The sequence below is a fragment of the Levilactobacillus cerevisiae genome (assembly GCF_003946245.1).
Classification (GTDB): Bacteria; Bacillota; Bacilli; order Lactobacillales; family Lactobacillaceae; genus Levilactobacillus; species Levilactobacillus cerevisiae.
Map to the genome: position 1 here is coordinate 37,931 of NZ_RHNN01000016.1, position 23,233 is coordinate 61,163.

Genomic DNA, 23,233 nt, shown 5'->3' on the forward strand with positions numbered 1-23,233 from the left:
CGCACATGAAACAATAGGAGTAACCACACTGAGCGGTAGTGTTAGCCGGAGGTGGACAGGGACTGAAGCCCGTGTCGACGCTGTTGGTCGGTGATTTCCCGGCCTTACAGCGTGGGACGCCTTTGAAACTGCGCATTTCGCAGGTTCAAAGCGAGGTTAAAGACCGCTCTTCAGGCTTTAACCGGTCCCCACATCTCCCACCCATTTGATAACTGGAGTAATCACACTGAACGGTAGTGTTAGCCGGAGGTGATTAAGCAGGCTCGCCCGTGAAAATGGCGTTAGGTCGAGTTTACTCGGCCTTACACCATGGACGTCCTCGAGACTCACGATTTTGTGAGGCTTGAGGGCGAGGCCGAAGACCGCCTTTTGGCTTCGGCCGTTCCCCACGGGTTAGCATGCTTAAATCACCGCAGGCGAAGGTAACACTACCGATCAGTACGGGCGCGGAGGGCGTAGAGGATGGTGACCGTATCCACCACCTCCTGGAACACGGCCCCGATAATCGCCGGAATCACGCCAAAGCTGGCAATCAGCATCAACACCGTACAGATGATGATCCCAATCATCACGGCTTGGCGGGCGATTCGCATGGTATCGTGGGCAATGCCACGAGCCGCGCTGACCCGGGTCAAATCATCCTTCAACACGACGGCATCGGCCGATTCGCTGGCCGCGGTGGCACCGTGCGCACCCATGGCGATACCCACATCAGCGGTGGCCAGCGATGGCGCGTCGTTGATGCCATCCCCGACCATGGCAACTGGCCGTTCTGGCGTCGGCAATTGCGCCAGCACCTTAATTTTATCTGCCGGTAAACATTCCGCGTGGACCTGATCAATCCCGACTTCACTGGCAATTTGTTTGGCGATTGGTTCCCGGTCACCGGAAATCATCAACAGGTTTTTCACGCCTAACCGGTGCAAATCGGTCATCGTGGCCGCAGCTTCTGGCCGCACGCGGTCGCTAAAGCTGACGTAGCCTTGATAAATGCCGGCAGCCGATACGTAGACCGCCGTTTGATCCGGCTTTTCTACGGGTTGGTCGGTCACGAACTCGGCCTTCCCCGCGCGCACAACCTGGCCGTTGATGGTCGCTTGGACGCCTTGGGCAGTGGTTTCGTTGACCTCAGTCGCCGTTAACAGGGGCGCGTCATTGGCCGCCACTAACGACTGCGCCAACACGTGGCCGGAGTGCTGTTCAGCGCTGGCCGCCAATTGGAGCAACGTTTCCTTAGGCACGGCGGAAAGGGGGACAACCTGGTCGACCACTAATTTTCCTTGGGTAATCGTCCCGGTTTTATCAAACGCAAACGTCTTGACCTGCGCTAATTTTTCCAGCGTGGTCCCAGTCTTCACGATAATTCCGTTTCGACTGGCCCGGCTCATCCCCGAAATCAGCGCAATCGGCGCCGCTAAAATTAAGGGACACGGTGACGCCACGACCAGGACTTCCGCCAGCCGGACCGGGTCGCCCGACAAGTACCAGGCAATCCCGGCAATGACGTAGGCCAACAGGGTAAAGGGTACGGCGTAGCGGTCGGCCATCCGCACAAATTTAGCGGGTTGCGATTCGGCCTGCTTCACCAGCCGCACAATGTTTTGATACTGACTGTTATCAGCCGTCTGGTCGGCAAGCAGGTAGACAGACGCTTCACCGTTGACACTCCCGGACATGACGGTGTCGCCGGCCTGCTTCTCAATCGGCCGCGCTTCACCGGTCAGTGACGCTTCGTTGACCGTCGTCGGTCCGGTCTGGAGCGTGCCATCGACTGGCATGACTTCACCCGGCTTGACTAACAGTCGGTCCCCCACATCAACGGTGTGAATGGCAACGTCGGTAATCGTGTCGCCGTCCGCCTTATGCGCCGACTGTGGTGAGTTGTTGAGCAATTCTTGGAGTTCACTGTTGGCCCGCTGTGCGGCAAAGTCTTCCAGCGCATCACCCCCGGTCAGCATCAGTAAGACAATCAACGCTGCCCAGTATTCCCCCACGGCCAGCGTCGCCACCACCGCGGTGATTGCGAGTAAATCCACCCCGAATTTACCGGAGCGCAAGGTCTTCACCATCTCGACAAACATCAACAGGGCCAGTAGCACGCCCAGTCCGGTGATGAGGATTTGGGCGTAACCCGCCTGGTGACTCACAAATTGAAGCCACAAGGCAATTGCCCCTAAAATAATCACAAACCAAAACTGTTTGTATTGACGTAGTTGTTGCATGAAATCCCCTCCCCATGAAACTATTTTGGTGGTAACTTGAGTATAGCAGAGCTTGTGATTTTTACCACACCTCCCGTTTACCAAATATAACCGGGTGGCAGGTGCCTGCAGTCTGGGACATAACCCCCGACTCGTGTTGTCTCTTCAAAGCTATATTGTTGAAACGTGCGACCAAAGGCAGCGGGCTCCGCTTAAAAGGGATAGCCAAATAATCCAAACCCGGGATTATCCGGCTATCAGCCTTAATGCTCACCAGCTAACCGCCTTTTGTCACACTCTCTGCTAAAAAGGCGCCCCCATCATCTGCAAGATAATGGACACGCCCACCTAACATGATTGAATTTTAGAAACGTCGGCGAATCACCGCGCCGCCTAAGGTTGCCAGGAAGACCGTCACACCCAGCACACTAGCGGATTGGCCGTTAGCTTCTTGGGTTTGGGGCAACTTGGTATTCTTAGCCGTGGTTGTGGTGCCGGGCGTTTGTGTGGCCGTGGCTGCTGCGGCTTTCTTGGCCTTGGCAGCTGTGGCTTTAGCTGCGGCAGCTTTCTTCGCTGCGGCCTTTTTCGCTTTGGCAGCCTTCTTAGCAGCCGTTTCTTTTTCGGTAGCCGCCTGTTCCTTCTCTTCACGAGCAGCTTCTTCGGCATCGGTTTCGGTACCGCCGTCGACATCAATGGTCCCGGTGTCTTCGTCGTCTTCCTCTTCGTTGGTCTCGTTCACGTCACCGCTCCCGGAACCACTGTTGCCCTTAGAGGAGGAAACCTTCCCGTTAGCCTCTTCGGAATGCTTGCCACCTGTGCTCCCGCCACCCCAGGTCATCACGGCATTATTTCTAAATTTATAGCCGGAGTCGATCAAGGATGGGTCGGTCACCTTAGTGTAGTAGTCAATGGTGACCAGATTGCTGACAGTATTAGCAAACGAGAGGTCAAAGCCATTGTCGTTGTATGTAACGTTGTAATCAGTGCCCTCAGTCATCGCCGGTTTTTCCCGGGTGTAACTGGTACTGCTGTTCCAGTGGGCATTGCTGACGGTCACCCCGTGGATCAGTTCCTGGTTGGCGCCAATCGTATCGATGATATCTAAGTTTTTCATGTCGATCTCTTGCCGGTTAACCAGGATGGTCCACTTGATGGTCCCGTTGTCCTGAATAACCCCCTTCTTGGAAAGGTTGGCCTGATTGGACACGATGTTAATTTGTGAGGTACTGCTGCCGTTATTCTCCAATGGGAAAACAACATCCTGCTCACCCGTGTCGTCGTAGCGGTACTTGGTGGCCAGGTTCAGCGTTAATTTGTCGTTGGTCTTGCCTTCGAGCGCGCTGTTCATGGTGATGACCACCCCCGTGTCGGAAACAACGGCGGTCCCAATGACGGTGCCATCGTGGTCGGTCACGTTAAACGTATCGCCGGGCGTCTTGCCCTTTAGATTCGCTGGAAAGTCGAGCGTAATGGTATCGCCATTGTTAATGGGCGTACTTCCAAAGCTCAGGTTGTACTGAATATCAATCGTGTCGGCATGCTTGAAGTCCGGCCCGTTGGTGACGCTGGCCGAGGTCGTGAAATCGGCCCCGTTGTGGTTGGTCGCCGCTTGTGCGGGTGTCGCAACTTGGCTGACGACTAACACAAAGACTAAACTAAACAATCCGATGAGTAGTCGCCAAACTTTACTATTCTTGTTCAAAAAAATCCCCTCCCGTAACATTTACGTAATATGAGTATACGCGCCTCACGGGAGGGTTGGCAACAGTTGCTAGACAGGTCTTGTAAATTGGGGGAAGCGTTTTGGCGTTTCTCCTAGATACCGGTAAGTCACGCAAAAACCAGGCAGGCAACGGACTCCCTAGCAATCTCAGTCGTCTTCACCTAACCACTGTTGAACCTCCTGGGCATTCTTAAATTCGTGAACGGGCGCACTTGCCGTCTCCTCAAAAAGACTGCGTTGCCCGTTGCGCTGGCGATAATTCTCGGTCAAATGGCATCCCACCCTCGGCAACAACTTTTTCAAAAAAGGCGGTCACGGCAGTCGTTTGCGTTAAGCCCAACTCGGAAAATACCGCCATCGCTTGATTAACCAATGCTTTGTCCAGATCAACTTGAATCAGCTTCTTGTCACTACACATCTTTTCGCGCCTCCTTAGGAACTTCACTTCATACCTAAGTTATACCCGTTCAAGCGGGTGTCCCCTAACAATTGGCTCAAAAAGACTCGCCGAGTAGTCACCTCAGCGAGTCCCACGAATATCTAGCAGATACGCGTTCCCAGCGTCTGCATTTCTTTCTTCAAATCCAAGTCAGATTTTTCTTCGGCGGTGTAGGTGATCATCCCCACGGCGCTGTCCAAGATACCGGTATCATCGCGCAGGGACAATTGATTGAACACGCGATCCAAAATCAGGCCATTGTTCAAATACAGTTCCGTGTCAGCGTTGGTCCACAGGTTCAAGCCAGCGTCGTTGTCCACGGCGATCCCATACTTGGGGTCCGCCTGGGTCAAGGCAACGAATTGGAACTTGTCCCCAATCGCACAACTCCCACCCAACGTGGAGTACTGATTCGACCCATCATCCAGCGTCAACAACAGGACCGTGTCCGGTTGAACGTTGGCTGCCAAGTACGCCTTAGCGGCTGCTTTAATTGTGATTTTCATGCTCTAATCCTTCTTTCTCAGCGCGGTACTGAAAAAATCTGTGACCTGCTTAGCCGTCGTCCAACGGCACAAGTCTATTGTACACAATTATTTATACAACTTCTGCCGCCGAAAGTAAACCATTTTGCTTACAATAAAGAAGCTGCTTTCTGCAAGCCCACGAAAAAAGGTGATTCGCTCACAACACAAGCGAATCACCTTCTACTGACGCCCTAGTCGCTATGGACACGGCACCAGGTTCCTAACTTTCATAACTCTGCTTCACCAAAGCAATCAGCTCGTCTTCCGACAAGTTGAGCTTCTTGGCCTCGCTGGTAAAGCCCACCACGTAGCGTTGGGAGAACTCTGATCGGCGTTTTTCCCGAATCATGCTCTCGGCTGCCGGCGTGACAAACATTCCCAGCCCCCGGCGTTTCTCAATCATCCCCGCCGTGACCAGCCGGTTCATGCCCTTCAAGGCCGTCGCCGGGTTAATATGAAATTCTTTGGACATTTCAGTCGTCGACGGCACCTGTTCACCCGCCAGATAAATCCCGGTAAAGATGGCATCTTCCATCTGTTCGGCCACCTGCAGGTAAATCGGTTCCGGACTATCAAAGTTAAAATTCATACAATTTCCCACATTCTTTTGGCGTGCATTTCGCAGCTAGTCGTTCGGTGCCTGGGGCAACACAATGCGCCAATACAGCGCCAGCGTGATGAGGTAGTAAATGGCGTACAGCCCAATAAAAATCAGGAAGGTGCTGCCAATCCCCAGGTAGGGGCTCATCGGCGCGGCCATCAGCGGTTTAAACATCTGGAGCCCGAACAAAACATCGATTACTCCCATGATACCAGGAATTAGGAATAAAATCCCAATTTCTTTTGCAATTCCGTGTCGCATCAGGCTCTGGCGTACCCCCACCTTGTACAGCATGCGGTAATGGCGTTTGTCGCCAGGCGCCCCGGAAAGAATCTTGAACATCAGGCAAGATGCTAACATGGCGAGGAAGGCGATTCCCAGGAAGTAGCCGATGAATTCCAACCCACCGAAGAAGGCCAGCATCATCTCATAATTCTGGTAATTGCCGACCGTCATACTCCCCGGTTGGCTGTAGCGCGCCGTTTCCAGCTGATTCAACTTCTTCAGGGGGACAAGATCTTGTTGGAGATTCTTGACCCGAATCGTGGTCACCGTCACAACTTTTCCAGATTGTTGGGTGAACTGCTTAGCCGACAAAATTTTTGGTGTGTAGGCCCCGACCTTGCCCAGTGCTAGGCTGAGAAAATCCAGGTCGTTGGTGCCGGATTTTTTGAATTTCTGCAGCGATTCCGTGTACAATTTCTGATCATTCAGGTTACCCGAGTTCGTATAGGACCGCAGTTCAACCGGCTGCTTCTGCAATTCGGCAGCGTTGTAATAGACGGTCTTCCCCTGACGCTTCTGGGTGTAGGTTGCCTGGTAGGCCACGTGCAGCTGGCCGATCAGCTTGTGCTGACGCGCCGTTGGATTGTGGACGGCCACCGTGTAGGTTCCCACCTTTTGCGCCATCATCGGCAACTGGCGGTGATACCCGGAACCAACCGTAATGGCGCCCAGAGCCATGGCAAAGAGCAATGACACAATCGTCAACACCCGCGTGTAATTGTGCACCCGGAAGTTTAATTGGCCTAATAGGAAGCCGTTCAAATGTTTCTTGGCCCAACTCGTGTGACGTAACGCCCGAATCACCATTAAAATAGTTGCCCGGAACAACAGGTACGTCCCAATCGTAATGGTCACCAACGCTACCGGAATGGCCAGCAACTGCAAGGCCTTGATTGCAGCCAACGCCCAGTAACCGATGCCGAGAAAGACAATTCCCAGGATACCTTGGACCAGTTGGCGGAAGGGCTTTACTTTGGGCTGATTGGCCAGTTCATCGCTATGCAACAATTTCAGCACCGTCGTCCGGGTCAGCTTGACCAGGTTGAACAGTGAGGCCAGGATAAACAGGCCCACGTAGAGGACGGCCGTTGCGATGATTGCGGGGAGATAAAACGCCGTTAAGTGGCTGAGGTGCAGGCCCAGCATGTTTAACAGAAAACCGACTAAGAACTTACTCATCAATAGGCCCAGCGCAATCCCAATTGCTGTGGCTACGGTCCCTAAGATCAGCGTTTCCAAGAAGACCAGTTCCCCGACCCGTTTCCGCGTGGCGCCGAGCATCATGAACAGGCCGTAATCGTGTTGGCGCATGCTCAGGAGAAAACTGTTGGCGTACATGATATACACCACGGTGATCAAGATCAACAACACGGCCCCGAAACCAAAGATAACGTTGGCGGACGAAACCGCCGCGTTGGCTTTCAGAAAGGCCTGATTTGTCGCCAGGTTGGCGAACATGTAAAAGATGGCGGCCGACATGGTCAGTCCCGCCAGCAAGACCAAGTAGTCTCGCCGCCGGTTCTTAATCCCGGCTAAGGCTAATTTTCCTAACATGACTACTCCCCCTACTCGTTAAACGTGCCCAGTTCGTTCAGAATCCCTTGATAAAAAGCACTCCGATCCTGCGACCCCCGCCGTAGTTCTGACCCAATTTGCCCGTCCTTGATGAATAAAATCCGTTGACAGAAGCTCGCGGAGAAGGGATCGTGGGTGACCAGCAAGACGGACATTTGTTGTTGCGTGTTGATGGTCGTCAGCAGATCCAAGAGTTCCCGTGCGCTCGTCGAATCCAACGCTCCAGTGGGTTCATCCCCCATTAAAATGGCTGGGTGGTGGACAATGGCCCGTGCCGCGGCGACCCGTTGCTGCTGGCCCCCAGACAATTCAGCCGGATACTTCTGCAACAAGTCCGCAATCGACAGCGTTTCCGCAACTTCGTGAATTGCTTGGTCCATGACCTTAGACGGTGTCCCCTTCAACGCCAGTGGCAGGCCGATATTTTCTTCGGCCGTCAGGCTCTCTAACAGGTTAAAGTCTTGGAAAATGAAGCCGACTTCTTGCGCCCGAAAATCAGCCAGCTGGTTACCCCGCATCTTGGTCACGTCATGACCGTTGACCACTACGTCGCCCTTGGTGGGCGTGTCGAGGGTGGAGAGCATGTTCAACAAGGTGGTCTTCCCCGAACCAGATGCCCCCATGATGCCGACGAATTCTCCGGCGTCGACCGTAAAATCCAAGCCCTTCAAGGCCGTGTACTGCCGTTCATTGGCTTTACCGTAAGTTTTTTCAAGGCCACTGACGCTGACCACTGTATTGGTTGTCATGATAAAATCCCCCAGATGTAAGTTTGTTGGTTAGTTACTTGTGTAATTAACTATAACGGTTCTTCGAAAATTGTCAACACTTTTTGCAAGGCCATTATCCCCAACCGTGGTTTCAGTGGGTTCAAAACCGTGTGAACCCAACCGAAGGCTCTCACGCGAATTTTCACAACAAGTCGTGTACACTGGAGTTTGTAACCATTAATTCTGTCATGCAAAGGAGTTTTTCTGATGAAACAACTGCAATTAGGCGGGACCGACTGGCAAGCGTCAGCCGTTGCCCTGGGGATCATGCGTATGTCAACGTTGTCCGTGGACGACGCGGTTAAAGCCTTACAAGCCGCTCATGAAGCCGGCATTACTTATATTGACTCAGCCGACATTTACGGTGATGGTCAATCTGAGCGGACATTCAAGGAAGCCTTTGCCAAATCAGGGCTGTCGCGTGATGACTTTTACATTCAGTCCAAGGGTGGCATCATTTTAGATCAAAGCCGGAGCCACGACGGCTTAGTCTTTGGCCAACGCTACGACTTTTCTAAGCAGCACCTGTTGGATTCCGTTGACGGCATTCTGGAACGGACGGGCCTCGATTACTTAGACGCCTTCCTGTTACACCGGCCTGATCCACTGATGGAACCAGCTGAGATTGCGGATGCCTTTAACACCCTGCAACGGTCTGGCAAAGTTCGTCACTTTGGGGTTTCTAACTTCAACGTGCAACAATACCTGCTGGTTCAAGAAGCCGTCGACCAGAAGTTAATGTTTAACCAATTACAATTCGGTGCCGCGCACACCCAAATGATTACCGAAGGCTTGCGCGTCAATATGGACGACGCCCCAGCCGTAACGGACGGCGGACTGCTAGAATTTTCTCGCCGGCAGCACGTTACCATTCAAGCCTGGTCGCCATTCCAGTACGGCCTGTTTGAAGGGATGTTCATCAACGATCCGAAGTATCCTGAACTGAACCAGAAACTACAGGAACTCGCTGACAAGTACGGCGTCTCCAAGAACGGGATTGCCACGGCCTGGATTCTCCGTCATCCGGCGAACATCCAAGTTCTGTTGGGTACCATGAACCCGGCTCACATCAAGGATAGCGCGGCTGGTGCCGACGTGACCTTGACCAAGCAGGAGTGGTACGACATCTACTTCGCTGCTGGCAATTACCTGCCATAAACCAGCTCATTAAAAAATCGAAAATTTAATTTCAACTGTTAAAGACGACGCAATGCCTGGTAAACCTGGGGACTCAGCGTCGCCTTTTTCATTGCGCAAATTTTTTCGGAAAAAGGGTTGTCATTTTCTATTTTGGTGGTAAACTGAAGTTGTTCTTGAGGGCGAGTAAGTACTCGCTCGAAGACTTGGAAGGGAGATTATAATCATGTTTACCACTATTTTTTGGATTCTTGCTGCTTGGTTAGTTATTAACGGAGTTTGGACTTGTTTTGCGACTGACAACCGCGAGTTGATGAAATGGTTTGGTTGGATCAACGTGGTTGCAATCATCTTAGGCTTCTGGGTATTCTACGGCGCTGCAAGTGTGGCCGTTCTGGCCGGCTGGTTCACCGCAGTTAACTGGGTCAATGTGGTCCTAGCCATCATCCAGTTCTACCTGGCTTACCGCAAAGTTGGGGCTACCCACAATGCCTAAACATTTTGTTTCATCCCCTGACTATCTAAAAAGCCGGACTGTCCTGGACACAGACAGACCGGTTTTTTAGTCTAGTATTCCACTGCCGTGCGGGTTAAACTGGTTGTATCAGCGCCTCCGTTCCCGGCGGCAGGTTCAAGGATTCCTGCTGTGGGGAACGCTTCCAGCCTGAAAAGCGGTCTTCCAGCTCGCCTTTGAGCCTGGTAAAATACACCAGTCTCAAAGGTCGTCCCATGGTCTAAGTTGCAAAATCACGCAACTAAGGCCATCGACACAGCTGGAATCCTTGACCTGCCTCTGGTCACTCACACGCTGACACAAATTTACCCCGCATTCTATTCATCAACAATGTTCCATTCCTGCGTCGCAAATGATTTGCCCCGCTTCTTTCTTCACCCAACGCAGCATTCCAATGATAATTCACTTAAACAAAAAATTGATTTAACCAAAAAAGGTGGTAGTCTCATGCCAAATAAAAAGATTTTGGATGAATTCCCTGAGGTTGTTCAGGCCAATGAGGACCTGACGCAAAAACAAAAAGACGTGCTGATTACCAGCATTCGTCTTTTTGCGGAACAAGGTTATGCGAATACCAGTACGCGCCAGATTGCTGAGGCTGCGCACCAGTCTGAAGGCACCATGTTTAAGCATTTCAAATCTAAAGCGAACATTCTGCGGACGGCGCTCGATCCGATCATTCATCAGATTCTGCCCGACGTTGAGCAGGAGTTCAAGAAGGAAACGCTGAATCATCCCGCCGCCAATCTCCACGACTTTCTGGATTTCTTTGTCCGCAATCGCATGGCTTTTGCGGCGAATAATCAGGACGCCATCAAGGTCTTCTTTAGCGAACTGCTGTACAACGAAACGTTGCGCCAAGAATTCATTGAAACCGCCCGGGAGGAACTGATAGCGGCATTTAAGGACACCATCGTTCTCTTGCAAAAAAACAAGATCATCATTGACTGGCCCTTTAACGAAATCTTCCGTTACATGATTGCCGTTATTGTTGGTTACGTCCTCGACCGCTACATTCTTTTTCCTAACCGGAATTGGGATGACGATGTCGAGGCAAGCTATTTGGTTGCCGAACTGGAAAAAGTTTTACAGCCCTAGTCATTGGGGTATTTTTATGGGATCCGCCATTCGTGGGGGATCCCTTTTTCTGTCCGCATATTCTCTCAAAATCAGTAGCCAATTATCAATCTGATTCTTCTCATCCTATTGGACCGAATTCACCAGACTCCATGTGACCGTGCCACGGTAGTTCCCCACCATAGCGCCACTACCTACTCTTAAAAAGAGCCCCCGTCGGCCATGCCAATTTTGGGAAACGTTCGTCACACCACCGGCATCGTCATGCACTAATTCCTCGGTCCCTTGACTCAAATTAGCCGTCTTCTCGCCATCTTGGTAGATAAGATTGGCAGGTAACGCCATGCCCGTCCCGTCAGCGCCAGTTGTAAATTTGGAGGCCGCTGCCTGTAGCGTCCAATTGATGCCAGATCCCAGACTATTGGTCACGTTGACGTCCCAGCTATCAGGACTAGTCAGTTCTTGTTGGGCCCCCGTCAAAGTCCCGGTAAACGCCACCCGACTGGCCACAGTTAATTTCAGTGAGCCCAACGTAATGACATACTGCACATCATTACGGCTGGTATTGCCATTTTTGTCTGACGCATATAGCGTTAATCGGTTCGGACCATCAAGTAAAGCTGTACTGGGAACGGTATACGTGAAAACGCCTTGCTGATCTGAATTGCTGAGCGCCGTCACTGGCAACGTTCGCCCGTTCAAATTGCCGTGTAGCTTGATGTTCGCATTGCTGTCGGGATATCCCCTATCGTAGGTTACCTTCCCCGTCAGTGAGACAGATTTACCAGCACTAACACTCGTTTCACCGTTGATGCTATTCCCCGTCAACGCGATGCTCATGTAAGAAACCGTGCCCCTCACTTTAAACCCATTTAATGGGGCCGCGGTCACCGCGTTGTCTCCAATGAAATTACTCGTCGTGGCGGCCACAGCAACCGACGTGCCATTTGAAGAGGTGGACGTGGCTTTGCCTTGCAACGACAACGTAGCTGTGGCATTGTTCTCCGAAAGGTTCTGACCCAAAGTGGTCTTGAGGTCTTGACCATCGAGCTGTGTCAGATCAATCGTCTCTTGCTTGCCGTTCTGATAGGTCACGGTTCCCGAGGTAAAGGTCACATTCTTAGGGAGTTTCAGATTAGCCACAATGTTATTCCAGCTCTTCTGCCCGCCTAAATAGCGCAAATCATAATCGAGTTGCAAGCGATCACCAGCATTAACACTGTCGTTACTAGTCACTTTTTTGCCAGTAGTTGTGTTCGTTAATTGCGCCGTGGATTCAGCGTTAACGATTCCTGGTACTTTTTCAAAAACAACTAAGTTCGTCTCATAGCTTGCACCGGTTGAACCGGTGAATCCCCATCGAATTTTACCAGTTTTTTTAGGATCAAGTTCATCCAGGTCCAGTTGCGCCGTGTATGACTTGAGTTCTTTATCGGTGGACTGCCCCGTTGTCGAAACAGGTGGTTTATCATTAAAAGTATACGTCATCGTCTTTTTTGTATGATTCCAGTCTAATGTGACGTGGTGCCAAGCCGCATCAGTCAGTGTCCAATACGTGTAATAATCACTGGTCAATACACCATTATGATTCATTTTTGCATAATGTCGGCCAGTTGTCCCAACATACTTGATGTCGTAGGTATCTGGCTTCCCAGGATAGGCTGAGGCTATATGCGGCGCAGTTTTAAAAAAATCATAATCAAAAAAGGTGGGTAAACCTTTGTCAATGACGTTTACCATATCCTGTTGGCTGTCACTGGGAAAAATATTAACATAGGTATCAAACTCCAATGCCCAACTATTTTGGACGGCCGACTTGGCTAAGGCAACATTATCGGTATATCCATTATTCGTGTCGTCCCCCCATACACCAAGTGTTTCACCGTGACTCGGATTACCGCTCGTATCTACCGAAGTGGCCTCAGTTCCCCTGTTATCGTTTTGCATCACAAAGGCCATGCCATCTCCCGTGTCTCCCGCAAAATTCCCACCGTTACCAAAATACATCCACATCGACGCAGTCTCATCCTTATTTAGACTCATCTTCGACGCGTCGCTGGTCCAAATCGTTCCCAACTGATTTCTATCACTAGTCAATTGAACCGCTTGTTTCTCCCCGTAATCGGTCGCCGCCAAGCTGGCCGAGTTCCCAGCAAAACTACCAAATTTGAAATACTCATCAATTTTAACTCCCCGTGGTGCTTTACGTAGAGCCAGTGACAGTTCAGACTCAGCATGGCCGACCGCCCCCCAACTTAGACTGATTCCTATGATGACGATGATCATGCCCAATAATATCTTTTTAACCTTCAAGCCCCCGCCCTCCTTTTGGTCATCAGTTCGTCGTCATCCCGCATTTGGCTGCCCTAGTCGTTGTTTGACCAAATTAACTGACACGATCACCTTTATCTGATGATTCAACTACCTTTGAATCGAGTCATTCTCCATTTGATTTAGCATACTTCGGATTATACACGGCAATAAAGTTCATAGCGAATGAAATTAACGTTTATAATTATTTAAATATTATATTAATTATAAAAAACGGTACCTCACTGCCGCTCGGCCTATTAGCAATCTCCTAAACCCTCGTCACACAGCGATTCCACGCAAAAAACACCGCGAATCACTTTTGGAAGGATTCGCGGTGCTTTTTGACCGCCAAACGATCGGCGGCAATTTAATATTGATTGAATTTGTGAACCAGTCGCTTCACTGGCCGGGCCAACCGGATCAGCAGCAACGTCAACCCAATGCTCAAGGCAACCATGCCAGCACCGAACAGTGGCGTCCAGCCCAAACCAAATTGACTGGTTACCTGACCACCGATTCCCGAGCCCATGGCGATCCCGACGTTAAATGCCGAGATGTTGAGCGCTGAGGCCATCGTGATGTCCTTTGGCGTATTCTTTTCGGCTAATTGGACAATGTACAACTGCAGGCCTGGCACGTTCATGAAGGCGAAGAACCCCATGACCAACACCGTCAGCAGGCCCAACCACTGACTGTTGGCGGTAAACGTCAACACTAATAGCGTCGCGAAGAGGCCGGTGAACATTTTCAACAGTGCGGCGAGTGGCTTGGCATTGGCCCAACGACCACCCAGCGTGTTGCCCATCGCGACCATCAAGCCGTAGACGACCAGGATGACAACCACGGTACTGGCTGACCAGCCCATTTTTTGTTCCAATAATGGTGAGAGGTACGTGTAAGCCACGAAGGTGCCGCCGTAACCCAACGCCGTGACCAGTAAGGCCACTAGGAGTTGCGGATTGCCCAGTACCCGGAGAATCCCGCGGGCAGTCGCCTTACTTGGCAGTGGCAGGTTCCGTGGAACCAGAATGTAATCCGCAAGCAACCCAATCACACCAATCAAACTAATGAAGATAAATGACCAACGCCAGCCACCCAGTTGTCCGATCATGGTTCCCAGCGGCACACCCGTCACCGTTGCGACCGTCAGTCCGGTAAACATCACGGCAATCGCCGACGCCCGTTTGGAAGGTGCCACCACGTCCGCCGCAATCACGGAGGCCACCGTCATGAAGATACCGTGTGCTAATGCGGCAATCACCCGCCCCGCCAATAGGACGATGAAGGTTGGGGCAAAGGCGGCGACCAGATTCCCTAAAATAAAGAGCAACATAATAATCACCATCAACGTGTGGCGATTAATCTGACCCGTCAAGAGCGTCATTAACGGCGCCCCCACCATGATTCCCATGGCGTAGACGGACACCGTTAACCCCGCCTGTGCCAAGCTAATGTGGAAACTTTGAATCAATAGGGGCATCAACCCCACGCTGATAAATTCAGTTGAACCAATGGCGAACGCGCTGACGGCCAGCGCCAGTAGCGTCATTGCCGGTGAAATTTTCTTAGTCATAATGACCTCCTCATTTTTCGTTTGCTAACGTAATAAATAATGATTATACTGGTTACCAACCGAAGAACAAGAACCGACTTTAAAGTGCCCTACCCACCAAAAGGTAACTATTAGACAGGAGGCCGTTTCATGCCCACAAAAACGTATCACATTGGTGTCGAAGCCACGATGGAAATCATTGGTGGCAAATGGAAGTCCATTATTCTCTGCCATCTGCGCCACCAAACCATGCGCACGGGAGAGCTTGCCCGCGCCATTCCTCAGATTTCACAGAAGATGCTTACCCAACAGCTCCGCGAGCTAGAGGCGGCAAACATTGTCGCTCGCCACGTTTACAAGCAGGTGCCGCCGAAGGTTGAGTATGCGTTGACCGATTACGGCGAGTCACTGTCGGGGATTTTGCATGAGCTTTGCGTTTGGGGCGAGGACAATATCGACCGGCGCGAGGCGGCTGGCGAAGAGATCACCCTCCTCAGCCGCGACGACGTTTAGCATGGTTCGTACCAGTCGCCTTACCGGGCAGGGAAAATAGACTGGAACGCTGTGGGCGGACGTCCGAAGCCACAGGGCGGTCTTCGGGCTCGCTTTGAGCCTCAAAAACCGAGTCTCAAAGACGCCAATTCTCTAAACGACTCAACCCGTCGTTAAGAGAATTCCCACGGCTGAGTCTATTTTCCCTGCCCTCTCGGCTGATACTGGTGCGAACCATGCTAACGCCTTGCTCAGAAGTATGGTGTTTTTCAACTTTTCTTGAATGATTACTTAAGTTCAAGTCTGTTCCAATCAGCTGTACACATTACAAATCAAAAAAATCCCACAATTTTGCCAATAATACCCGGCATTCTTGTGGGATTTTTCAGACCGACAAACACCGCCACATCAGCAATCGCACCCATTTCTCAACGCTTTCTAAACCCAACCTAAGAAATTCACAGTTTAAGTTTAGCTAACCCTCAAGATGATGATGGCCCTCACATGGTATAACTAATACATCGAAAGCGATACGACAAACAAACAACTTGAGGAGTGGTTATAATGAATAAACTTAAATCAATGATGACTAAAGTAATGTTGGGTGCCATGACCGTCACAACCCTGATGGCAACTTCTGCTGGGGCTTCTGCCGCCACCACGACCGTTTCAACGCCCGCCCCCGCTGTCACTGAAACTTCTATTACCTTGAAGCAACAGGCACAACCCGAAATTCACCCAACAACCATCAAGCTTCACAAACACGTCTCCACTAGCCAGATTTCTAGCCAAGTACAGACGGCCGTGGATGCCAGCGCGTTGAACCTGGACCAACAACACCACGACAGCCAATTGAAATAGCCCTAACTGCTTAGTCCGCTGACGGCGCAGCCTCCTCCAAACACTGCCCGCTTCATGACTACTCCCATTTCCGATTTCAAATGCTAGACTCCCCCTTAATCTAGTACCAACGTTTCCCCCTGACTCTCCCCCTCAGAGTCAACTCCCAGTATCATCCCCCTCATGATCCACCGAATCGTGCCCTTAACCACGGTTCATCCCCCAACAGAATAGACAAAAATCCGACTGGTAGATTGCGCCAGTCGGATTTTATGTTTTCATTTATTTTTCGCTTGTTCTCGTGCCAAAATATCGCCAATCAATCGGGCCAGCGTAATCTGTTTCATCTGGTCTTCCGCAGCCGCCTGAACTTCCGCGTACGCCTCGCGCAACGTGTCTTGGATGTTCCCACCCACGACACAGTTGGGATTGGTCTTATCATCAACGTGTAACAGGTTGCCGTCATCTTCGACTGCTTGGTAAATGGCCAACAGGGTAATCGCCGCGGGCTCCCGTGAAAGCTTGGGGGTGGCCGATCCTTGTTGGGTGGCCAAAAGCCCTCCACGACGCAGGGCACCCATCAACCGCCGCACCAGTGCCGGATTTGATTCCACACTCGCCGCAATAGTTGCACTGGATAAATCACCGTCTTGGCAAATAGAAATGTACGCCAAAATGTGTACGGCATCACTTAATTTATGCGAATAGCGCACGAACACGCCCCCTTCTGGGTTGAAACGGCCATCGTCACAAAACTTCGGTCCGCTTCACTCAACGAACATTATACCCGTCTAGCTTTTACCTGCAAGGTTGGCCGCTAAGAAATCTGGTAAGGCTTGTGCAGGCCGACCCATAATTTTCTGATAATCGTCCGTGACGGTTGCCAGGAGGCCCTTGGCACCACCGGCGTACATCGACGCCAGCATGTGGCCTTCGTTCCCGGCGTTGTACATTTGGGCAAACGTACTGAGCGTCACTGGGGCGTATCCAATGGACTTGCCAGACACGTCACTCAAGACGCGGGCCAACGCGGGCATCGTGTAGGACCGTTGCTGGGTCAATGTGTACATCGGTTGCGTCCACAAACTGGAGGTGACCGCGACTTGAGCGAAGGCCGCCGCACTCTCTGCCAAACTAATGAAGCTCAACGACGCGTCGCCCAGCGGATAGATTACGTTGTGACGTTCGATCAGTTCTGGCAAATACGGCACCAAGGGGTCAGCGTACAAAGCGTTCCGTAAAATGGTATAGGACAAATTGGATGCCGCCAACCGCCGTGGTACGTAGCCGTAAAAGGCAGACAGGTCAAACGGATTATCCACTTGGTCCGCGATAAATCCCATGACAATCAGGTGTTGGACCTGGGCCGTTTCGGCCGCCGCAATCACGTTTTCAAACTCGGTCACCCGACTGAAACTGTCGTGACTCTTGCTCGGAACATAGATGGCCACGTCGGCGTTTTGCAAGCTGGCCACAATGCTAGTCTGTTCCCGGTAATCCAGGGGCAAGACGGTCATCCCCTGCTGGGCAAATGCCGCGGCCTTCGCCGGAGTGTGGACGCCCAAGGTGATGCTGGTGGCAGCCACCCGTTGTGCCAGCTGCGAGACAATTTGGCTACCTAAATGACCCGTGGCACCCGTAATCACATATTTTGTCATGAGAAAATCTCCTTGCTATTCGATGTTACTTTAATTGTTACATGAATCCCTGAAAACGTCAAACATTTTGTTTCAGTCTGTCGCATATTAAGCGCTTTCCAACATGAAAGAGACTATAATGGGGGTTAGGAATTAATCCTAAAAATCAATCACAATAAGGAGTGAGTAACGTGGTTCAACAATTAGCAGGTAAGGTTGCAATCATCACGGGTGCTGGATCCGGCATGGGCAAGTCCATGGCCGAATTATTTGCCAACGAAGGCGCCAGAGTGGTCGCCGCTGACATCAATGAAGACCGGTTAAACGAGGTCGTGAAAGAAATTAAGGATGCCGGCAATGACGCGGTCGCTGCCGTGACCAATGTCACTAAGGAAGCCGACGTGGTTGCCATGGTGCAAACCGCAGTCGACAGTTTCGGACGCTTGGATATTTTGGTTAACAACGCCGGAATCATGGACAACATGGCCCCCGTTGGAACGTTGACCAACGAATTGTGGGACCGCGTTATGACGGTCAACACAACCAGCGTGATGCTGGCAACGCGTGAGGCCCTCAAGCTCTTTACCAAACAAAAATCCGGTGTCATTTTAAACATCGCCTCTGTGGGTGGTATTGGTGGCGGCCGTGCCGGTGCAGCGTACACAGCGTCCAAGCATGCCGTGGTGGGCTTGACCAAGAACACCGCCTACATGTACGAAAACATGGGCATCAGAACCAACGCGATTGCCCCCGGTGGCATCAAGACCAACATTGCCGAATCCATGAAGGGTATCGACAAGGAAGGCATGCAACGGCAAAGTGTCGGCATGCCACTCTCACCAGAACCAGGAACGGGCGACGAGATTGCCCAAACGGCGCTGTTCTTATGTTCAGACGCCTCCAGTTACGTCAACGGGACGGTCGTACCCGTGGACGGCGGGTGGACTAGTTATTAGAGTGCGGAACGAGCCGTTTAGACTCTGAGCATTAGCGAAGATAGGGCTTCTGGTCGACAAAGTCGGCCAGGAGTCCTATCTTTTGCTAAGCGGAAGAGTCTGGCTCGTGTAGCACGTTTCAGAGGCTGCCAGTTTCCGGATAGGGCCGTGGAGAACCAGTCAAACGATTTAAAGCAATCTACCACCAATGGCCAAGTCCGCTCCAAACCAACATCATTGCTGAACCGGGGTTAAGCGCAGGGACCTGCCTTATGTAGCACGTTTCAGAGGCCGCCAGCTTCCGGATAGAGCCATGGAGAACCAGTCAACGGCCTAAAGCAATCTACCACCAAAGACCAGTCCTGCTCCAAACCAACTTCATCACTGAACTAAAACCAAGCGTAAACAACCAAGCCAACAAAAAAATAAAGATCTCCGCTCCAATCAAAATCCATGATGAGCAGAGATCTTTATTTTGTACAGCAGTCTAAACCCTAGCCCTTAACCCCCAAGTCCACGCCCCCATCGACGTGCAACACTTGGCCGGTCACAAAATCATTTTGCATCAAGTACAGGTAAGCCGAAGCCACTTCATCCTTCGTGGCGACCCGCTGTAACGGTACGCCCTGGGCAAAGCTTTGGGCCTGTTCGGCGACCTGTTGCTGGGTCATTCCCCGCCACAGGCCGGTCGGCGTCCACGTGGGTGCCACCGCGTTGACCCAGTAATCCGGTGCCATTTCAACTGCTAGGCCCGCCACCATGGTATTGATGGCTTGATTGCCCACAATGGCGCCCGACGCGTCGTACGGATGGCCGCCCGCACCGGATGTGAAAATCAGCGACCCATGGGCATTCAAATGGCTAGCTGCTACTTTTGCCAATTGGAGATTTGCGAAAAATTTATCCTCAATCGCCTGGCGAATCGTTGCGACGTCGTTGTCCAGGAAGCCACCGCCCATTGCCCCGCCAAGGAACGACAGCACGTGGTCGAACTTGGGCTGACTCGAGAAGAAAACGGCCAGTTGATGGGCATCCTGGGCGTCTAAGGCTGTCCCACTAATGGTCGCGCCACTCGCTCGTAACCGCGCAATCGCGGCATCCACGTGTGTCTGGCTGTGTCCGATCACGTGAACGATGGTATCTTTGCTTAGCGCCTGACTGGCGACGGTCTCGCCAAAACCGGACGTCCCGCCCACAATTAAGAGTCGTTGTTGTGCTAATTTCATTGGAATTTCCTTTCCGTTGCTGACCATTGCTTTAATTTTTACTCTCTAAAATTATCATACAGCAAGATGCCGGATTCCCCCAGCAAATTGACGTGTTAGCCCTTAACCGGTAAACTAGTCAACATAATTAGTCGGTAAGGAGACGATTGGGTAAATGATGTGGCTAGTTTTTCTAATAATTGGGTTCTTAGTTGGCCTACTGGTGATTTCCACCGGGGGTGGCGGCGCGGCCATCTACCTTGGCCTCTTGACCAGCGTCTTTGGTTTAGCGCCAGCCGTTGCGGCCTCCACGTCGCTGTTCACGGCGTTTCCCTCGTTAGTCGTGGGCGCATACGGTCACTACCGCACCGGCCAAATTCATTTCAAAGTCGGGAACCAAATGTTACTGACGGCGATTCCAGCGACGGTGGTGGGTGCACTGCTGGCCCCCTACATCCCCAACGACGTCTACACCTGGATTGTCGCCCTCATTTTGACGGGACTGGGCATTCAGGTCCTGGTCAAACGGTTCCTCAGCCACAGCAATAAACCGGTGCGCCACCAGGGTATTCAGGCCGCCATCTACGGCATGTTGAGTGGTGTCATGGTGGGTGTCGCTGGCCTCAGTGGCGGCGGCCCCATCATCGCGGGACTGTTGGTGCTCGGACTGGACATGTTGCCAGCCGCGGCCACCTCATCCTACGTCCTGGTGGGCACCTCACTTGTTGGCCTGCTCTTTCACCTGTCCGCCAACAACATCGACTGGAACGTCGGCATTGGTCTGATGATTGGTGCCGTCCTTGGTGCTCTGTGTGCGCCGCGCCTATTGATGCACGTGGATCCGGCCAAACTCAACTATTACATCAAACCTTTCATGGGAATTCTGTTGCTCTTTATGGGCCTTCGGATGATTCTCTAAGTGAAAAGAGTGGGACGAAGGGCGGTTAGCTGGCGAGCATTAACGGTGCTAAGGGAATAACCCCGGGCTTGGGTTATTTTCTTAGCAGTGTTAAGCGGAACCAGTTGCCCGGTAGTCCCACGTTTCAGCAACATAGATTAAGAACCAAAACAGGCGTCCGGGACAAAATCCCAGATGCCTGTTTTTTAATTGCATATTTATAACAACGCGTCAGTCATCAATTTAGTACCGGCGCTTGCGGTCGACAGCCACTCCGGTAGCGAGTAAGGTGCCCGCCAACACGAAGCCCACTGCGCTCAACCAATTTTCATTGGCCTCACCCGTCTGTGGCAAGCCATCGGACAAGCCGAGTGCCCGTAAAATGTTGCTCCGAACAGATTCGAGCTGAGCAAGTAACGTTGTGTCACCCTTGGCCCGCGCAGCAGCGATTGCCGCGTCCACCTTGTTCAACAAGGCCTCTTCAGCGTCCGTATTGCCTTCAGCTTCAAAGTCGATTAAATCGTTCTCAAAGTCCTCAGCTGCTTCCTCGGTGTATTCTGGCCGTTCATGTTCATAGGTAACGTCCTCTTCGCCACCAGGTTCTTCGGTCCCCGGCGTTTCCGTTCCGGGTTCTTCAGTCCCAGGTTTCTCCGTGTTGGGTTCCTCGGTACCTGGATTTTCTGTGTTAGGAATCTCTGGTAAATTGACGTCAATCCCGGGGTGAACGGGCACTTCAAAGTCTTCCTCTTCACCGGAGTTGTCTTGCAGATCCCAACGATGGGTTTCCGCGTTGACAATCACCTTGTCAGCGATGATGTTCCCATCAATGTTGGCGCTGGCAACCACCGTGACGGATGGTGCCAAGATACTGCCTTGGAATGGTCGTTGAAAGTCAATCGTCCCGGTGTACTGCTTGTCGCTGGCACTACTGTTGTAGAAGTTCCAGAGTAAATGGTTATCCCCAAAGTCTTCCGTTTCGTGATTGTCCCGGTCGGACCCATCACTGTAAACGATCTTGATTTGCGACGTCACATTGTAATCGGCATCACTACCAGTGTCCACGTTAATGATGACCGTGGTTCCTTCAGCGTCAGGCGACAGGCCAGAAATGGTCAGTGGTGTATTGCTGGTCAAAACGTCTGGCGTGAGGTTGATCACAATTTGGCCGTTAGCGTTTGGCGTCATGTTACTGATATCAATGACCCGGTTGTTCTGATCCTCAAAGTCACTGTTAGAATAATTCGCTTCACTCGACTGGTTAGCCAATGATTCGTTAAGGGCCTTCAGTTTTGCAAATTCGGCATCAAAGTCGATGTACGTTTGGCCATTTTGGTCCTGGTAAACTTCGCTGGCTAGCAAATGATCAATGTACTCGCCATTAACCATTGGCCGGTTCGGATTGCTGATATCAATGGTGATACCGTCACCGAAGACCACCTTGTTCTCGCGGGTATCCCCAGCGGAAACGAAGGAGCTGTTGGCAATGTTGGTAAAGTTCTGTATGTAAGAAATATCCTTGTCTAACAGTTCTTCAATGATGTTGGTCCCAAAGTTAACGTTCCCCGTCAGGTTTTGCACGGCAATGTTCCCGTTGGTGTGGGCGTTCAGTTCAGCGTCCCGTGCAAAGATGTGGAACATGGAGGAAACCCCGAGAATGTTGTCCAAATCGGGATAGTCATCGTAAACGCTCCCGCCGGATTGAATACCACTGTCGGCGTAGGGCTCCAGGGACGTGGCTTTGTTCCCCGCCATCTTCTGCAGCAAACTGGTAATCGTGTTGGCCGCAGCGGTCGCCTTGTTAGCGGCGGCTAGTTTGGCAGCGGCGGCTTTAGCAGCAGCGACACTCGTGTGGGCGTAGGTCACCGTCTTGGTCGTCGTTGCGTTCTTAACCGTTTGCTTGATCGACTTCTTGACGGCTTTATTGGCCTTCACCGTCTTGTTAACAACGCCTGACTTAACGGTCGCGCCGGCTGGCAAGCTAGTCGTCTTCTTAGCTGAGGACGAGACCACTTGGCTGCTGGACGAATCGCTGGCGACTGAACTACTGCTGGTGGCAGTCGAGCTGCTTTGCGATGTCGTTGAGCTGGAATTAGTGGTTGCGGCGTTACTGCCACTGGTAGCCTGGCTCCCACTTTGCGCCGAAGTTGCGTTTGAACTCGAAGACTCGCTAACCTCAGCCGTGGCACCGGCATTAGACGTGTCCGTGGCGGCGTTGGCAGTTACCGTGGCGCCGGTTCCCAATGCCATCAGCATGACTGCGCAAACAAAGACCCAGCGACGGCCACTTTTGTACATTTTAAAATGCGTCCGTTTTGTTTCCATATTGATTAAATCCCTACCTTTCCCAATTAGATTCCACCTTTATTTTCGTACTACTTTGGGAAACAATCAATATGATTACGCAAATTATTTTGAACAAAAACTACTTAATCGTATGGTAGTTTACCACAATGATGAAATTGGCTAAAAGAGCGTGAAAAAAGAGCCCGCAAAGTCTGCGTGCTCTTCGAAA

Annotated in this window: 20 protein-coding genes; 7 read left to right on the forward strand and 13 right to left on the reverse strand. The window is 51.6% G+C overall.

Annotation, left to right across the window (positions count from 1 at the left end; genetic code table 11):
- Positions 1–428: 428 nt before the first annotated feature.
- The 7 genes from EKM99_RS09095 to EKM99_RS09125 all read right to left on the reverse strand — a co-directional run bounded on the left by EKM99_RS09095 (position 429) and on the right by EKM99_RS09125 (position 8,100).
- Positions 429–2,222: a heavy metal translocating P-type ATPase gene (locus tag EKM99_RS09095; RefSeq protein WP_125583031.1), complete on the reverse strand. Its 1,794-nt coding sequence runs from the start codon at positions 2,220–2,222 to the stop codon at positions 429–431.
- A gap of 343 nt (positions 2,223–2,565) precedes the next feature.
- Positions 2,566–3,903: a collagen binding domain-containing protein gene (locus tag EKM99_RS09100; protein WP_125583033.1), complete on the reverse strand. Its 1,338-nt coding sequence runs from the start codon at positions 3,901–3,903 to the stop codon at positions 2,566–2,568.
- Positions 3,904–4,147: 244 nt separating this feature from the next.
- Positions 4,148–4,342, reverse strand: a complete 195-nt coding sequence (locus EKM99_RS09105; protein ID WP_125583035.1) for a type II toxin-antitoxin system RelB/DinJ family antitoxin — start codon at positions 4,340–4,342, stop codon at positions 4,148–4,150.
- A 122-nt stretch (positions 4,343–4,464) separates the two neighbouring features.
- Positions 4,465–4,869 (reverse strand): iron-sulfur cluster biosynthesis family protein, encoded by a 405-nt coding sequence (locus EKM99_RS09110; protein WP_125583037.1) that lies wholly within the window; start codon positions 4,867–4,869, stop codon positions 4,465–4,467.
- 241 nt (positions 4,870–5,110) lie between these two features.
- Complete coding sequence (locus EKM99_RS09115; protein WP_125583039.1) at positions 5,111–5,479, reverse strand: GntR family transcriptional regulator; 369 nt, start codon at positions 5,477–5,479, stop codon at positions 5,111–5,113.
- A gap of 36 nt (positions 5,480–5,515) precedes the next feature.
- Entirely contained in the window at positions 5,516–7,330 is a 1,815-nt protein-coding gene (locus EKM99_RS09120; protein ID WP_125583041.1) for an FtsX-like permease family protein, read from the reverse strand.
- Between the two features lie 11 nt (positions 7,331–7,341).
- On the reverse strand, positions 7,342–8,100 hold the full coding sequence (locus tag EKM99_RS09125) for an ABC transporter ATP-binding protein (protein ID WP_125583043.1): 759 nt from the start codon (positions 8,098–8,100) through the stop codon (positions 7,342–7,344).
- A gap of 228 nt (positions 8,101–8,328) precedes the next feature.
- On the opposite strand from EKM99_RS09125, the gene EKM99_RS09130 reads away from it, so the two are divergent.
- The 3 genes from EKM99_RS09130 to EKM99_RS09140 all read left to right on the forward strand — a co-directional run bounded on the left by EKM99_RS09130 (position 8,329) and on the right by EKM99_RS09140 (position 10,870).
- On the forward strand, positions 8,329–9,279 hold the full coding sequence (locus tag EKM99_RS09130) for an aldo/keto reductase (protein ID WP_125583045.1): 951 nt from the start codon (positions 8,329–8,331) through the stop codon (positions 9,277–9,279).
- A gap of 205 nt (positions 9,280–9,484) precedes the next feature.
- Positions 9,485–9,754 (forward strand): hypothetical protein, encoded by a 270-nt coding sequence (locus EKM99_RS09135; RefSeq protein WP_125583047.1) that lies wholly within the window; start codon positions 9,485–9,487, stop codon positions 9,752–9,754.
- A gap of 465 nt (positions 9,755–10,219) precedes the next feature.
- Positions 10,220–10,870 carry a TetR/AcrR family transcriptional regulator gene (locus tag EKM99_RS09140; RefSeq protein ID WP_125583050.1) on the forward strand — a complete coding sequence of 217 codons (651 nt, stop codon included), beginning with the start codon at positions 10,220–10,222 and terminating at the stop codon, positions 10,868–10,870.
- 105 nt (positions 10,871–10,975) lie between these two features.
- Here the strand turns inward: EKM99_RS09140 and EKM99_RS09145 are convergent, their stop codons facing one another.
- Positions 10,976–13,162, reverse strand: a complete 2,187-nt coding sequence (locus tag EKM99_RS09145; RefSeq protein WP_125583052.1) for an L-type lectin family protein — start codon at positions 13,160–13,162, stop codon at positions 10,976–10,978.
- Between the two features lie 367 nt (positions 13,163–13,529).
- On the reverse strand, positions 13,530–14,735 hold the full coding sequence (locus tag EKM99_RS09150; protein WP_125583054.1) for an MFS transporter: 1,206 nt from the start codon (positions 14,733–14,735) through the stop codon (positions 13,530–13,532).
- A 129-nt stretch (positions 14,736–14,864) separates the two neighbouring features.
- On the opposite strand from EKM99_RS09150, the gene EKM99_RS09155 reads away from it, so the two are divergent.
- On the forward strand, positions 14,865–15,227 hold the full coding sequence (locus tag EKM99_RS09155; RefSeq protein WP_125583056.1) for a winged helix-turn-helix transcriptional regulator: 363 nt from the start codon (positions 14,865–14,867) through the stop codon (positions 15,225–15,227).
- A gap of 543 nt (positions 15,228–15,770) precedes the next feature.
- Positions 15,771–16,067, forward strand: coding sequence for a hypothetical protein (locus tag EKM99_RS09160; RefSeq protein WP_125583058.1), 297 nt, complete (start codon positions 15,771–15,773; stop codon positions 16,065–16,067).
- A 257-nt stretch (positions 16,068–16,324) separates the two neighbouring features.
- Here the strand turns inward: EKM99_RS09160 and EKM99_RS09165 are convergent, their stop codons facing one another.
- Together EKM99_RS09165 and EKM99_RS09170 are read right to left on the reverse strand one after the other, a co-directional pair.
- A complete protein-coding gene (locus EKM99_RS09165) occupies positions 16,325–16,759 on the reverse strand; it encodes an Rrf2 family transcriptional regulator (protein WP_125583060.1) in 435 nt (144 codons plus the stop codon).
- Positions 16,760–16,837: 78 nt separating this feature from the next.
- On the reverse strand, positions 16,838–17,704 hold the full coding sequence (locus EKM99_RS09170) for an SDR family oxidoreductase (protein WP_125583063.1): 867 nt from the start codon (positions 17,702–17,704) through the stop codon (positions 16,838–16,840).
- 170 nt (positions 17,705–17,874) lie between these two features.
- Between EKM99_RS09170 and EKM99_RS09175 the strand changes: the two genes are divergently transcribed.
- On the forward strand, positions 17,875–18,639 hold the full coding sequence (locus EKM99_RS09175) for a glucose 1-dehydrogenase (RefSeq protein ID WP_125583065.1): 765 nt from the start codon (positions 17,875–17,877) through the stop codon (positions 18,637–18,639).
- Between the two features lie 473 nt (positions 18,640–19,112).
- Here the strand turns inward: EKM99_RS09175 and EKM99_RS09180 are convergent, their stop codons facing one another.
- Entirely contained in the window at positions 19,113–19,844 is a 732-nt protein-coding gene (locus EKM99_RS09180) for an SDR family oxidoreductase (protein WP_125583067.1), read from the reverse strand.
- 154 nt (positions 19,845–19,998) lie between these two features.
- Between EKM99_RS09180 and EKM99_RS09185 the strand changes: the two genes are divergently transcribed.
- Positions 19,999–20,742: a sulfite exporter TauE/SafE family protein gene (locus EKM99_RS09185; protein ID WP_125583069.1), complete on the forward strand. Its 744-nt coding sequence runs from the start codon at positions 19,999–20,001 to the stop codon at positions 20,740–20,742.
- 222 nt (positions 20,743–20,964) lie between these two features.
- Here EKM99_RS09185 and EKM99_RS09190 read toward each other — a convergent pair whose 3' ends face one another.
- On the reverse strand, positions 20,965–23,043 hold the full coding sequence (locus tag EKM99_RS09190) for a collagen-binding domain-containing protein (RefSeq protein ID WP_125583071.1): 2,079 nt from the start codon (positions 23,041–23,043) through the stop codon (positions 20,965–20,967).
- Positions 23,044–23,233 lie beyond the last annotated feature (190 nt).

What these genes read in the sequence shown, in the direction of transcription:
- EKM99_RS09180 (WP_125583067.1), bottom strand. Translation starts at nt 19,844, where the DNA reads ATGAAATTAGCACAACAACGACTCTTAATTGTGGGCGGGACGTCCGGT.
- EKM99_RS09135 (WP_125583047.1), top strand. Translation starts at nt 9,485, where the DNA reads ATGTTTACCACTATTTTTTGGATTCTTGCTGCTTGGTTAGTTATTAAC.
- EKM99_RS09160 (WP_125583058.1), top strand. Translation starts at nt 15,771, where the DNA reads ATGAATAAACTTAAATCAATGATGACTAAAGTAATGTTGGGTGCCATG.
- EKM99_RS09115 (WP_125583039.1), bottom strand. Translation starts at nt 5,479, where the DNA reads ATGAATTTTAACTTTGATAGTCCGGAACCGATTTACCTGCAGGTGGCC.
- EKM99_RS09125 (WP_125583043.1), bottom strand. Translation starts at nt 8,100, where the DNA reads ATGACAACCAATACAGTGGTCAGCGTCAGTGGCCTTGAAAAAACTTAC.
- EKM99_RS09190 (WP_125583071.1), bottom strand. Translation starts at nt 23,043, where the DNA reads ATGGAAACAAAACGGACGCATTTTAAAATGTACAAAAGTGGCCGTCGC.
- EKM99_RS09155 (WP_125583056.1), top strand. Translation starts at nt 14,865, where the DNA reads ATGCCCACAAAAACGTATCACATTGGTGTCGAAGCCACGATGGAAATC.
- EKM99_RS09185 (WP_125583069.1), top strand. Translation starts at nt 19,999, where the DNA reads ATGATGTGGCTAGTTTTTCTAATAATTGGGTTCTTAGTTGGCCTACTG.
- EKM99_RS09130 (WP_125583045.1), top strand. Translation starts at nt 8,329, where the DNA reads ATGAAACAACTGCAATTAGGCGGGACCGACTGGCAAGCGTCAGCCGTT.
- EKM99_RS09140 (WP_125583050.1), top strand. Translation starts at nt 10,220, where the DNA reads ATGCCAAATAAAAAGATTTTGGATGAATTCCCTGAGGTTGTTCAGGCC.
- EKM99_RS09095 (WP_125583031.1), bottom strand. Translation starts at nt 2,222, where the DNA reads ATGCAACAACTACGTCAATACAAACAGTTTTGGTTTGTGATTATTTTA.
- EKM99_RS09170 (WP_125583063.1), bottom strand. Translation starts at nt 17,704, where the DNA reads ATGACAAAATATGTGATTACGGGTGCCACGGGTCATTTAGGTAGCCAA.
- EKM99_RS09120 (WP_125583041.1), bottom strand. Translation starts at nt 7,330, where the DNA reads ATGTTAGGAAAATTAGCCTTAGCCGGGATTAAGAACCGGCGGCGAGAC.
- EKM99_RS09105 (WP_125583035.1), bottom strand. Translation starts at nt 4,342, where the DNA reads ATGTGTAGTGACAAGAAGCTGATTCAAGTTGATCTGGACAAAGCATTG.
- EKM99_RS09150 (WP_125583054.1), bottom strand. Translation starts at nt 14,735, where the DNA reads ATGACTAAGAAAATTTCACCGGCAATGACGCTACTGGCGCTGGCCGTC.
- EKM99_RS09110 (WP_125583037.1), bottom strand. Translation starts at nt 4,869, where the DNA reads ATGAAAATCACAATTAAAGCAGCCGCTAAGGCGTACTTGGCAGCCAAC.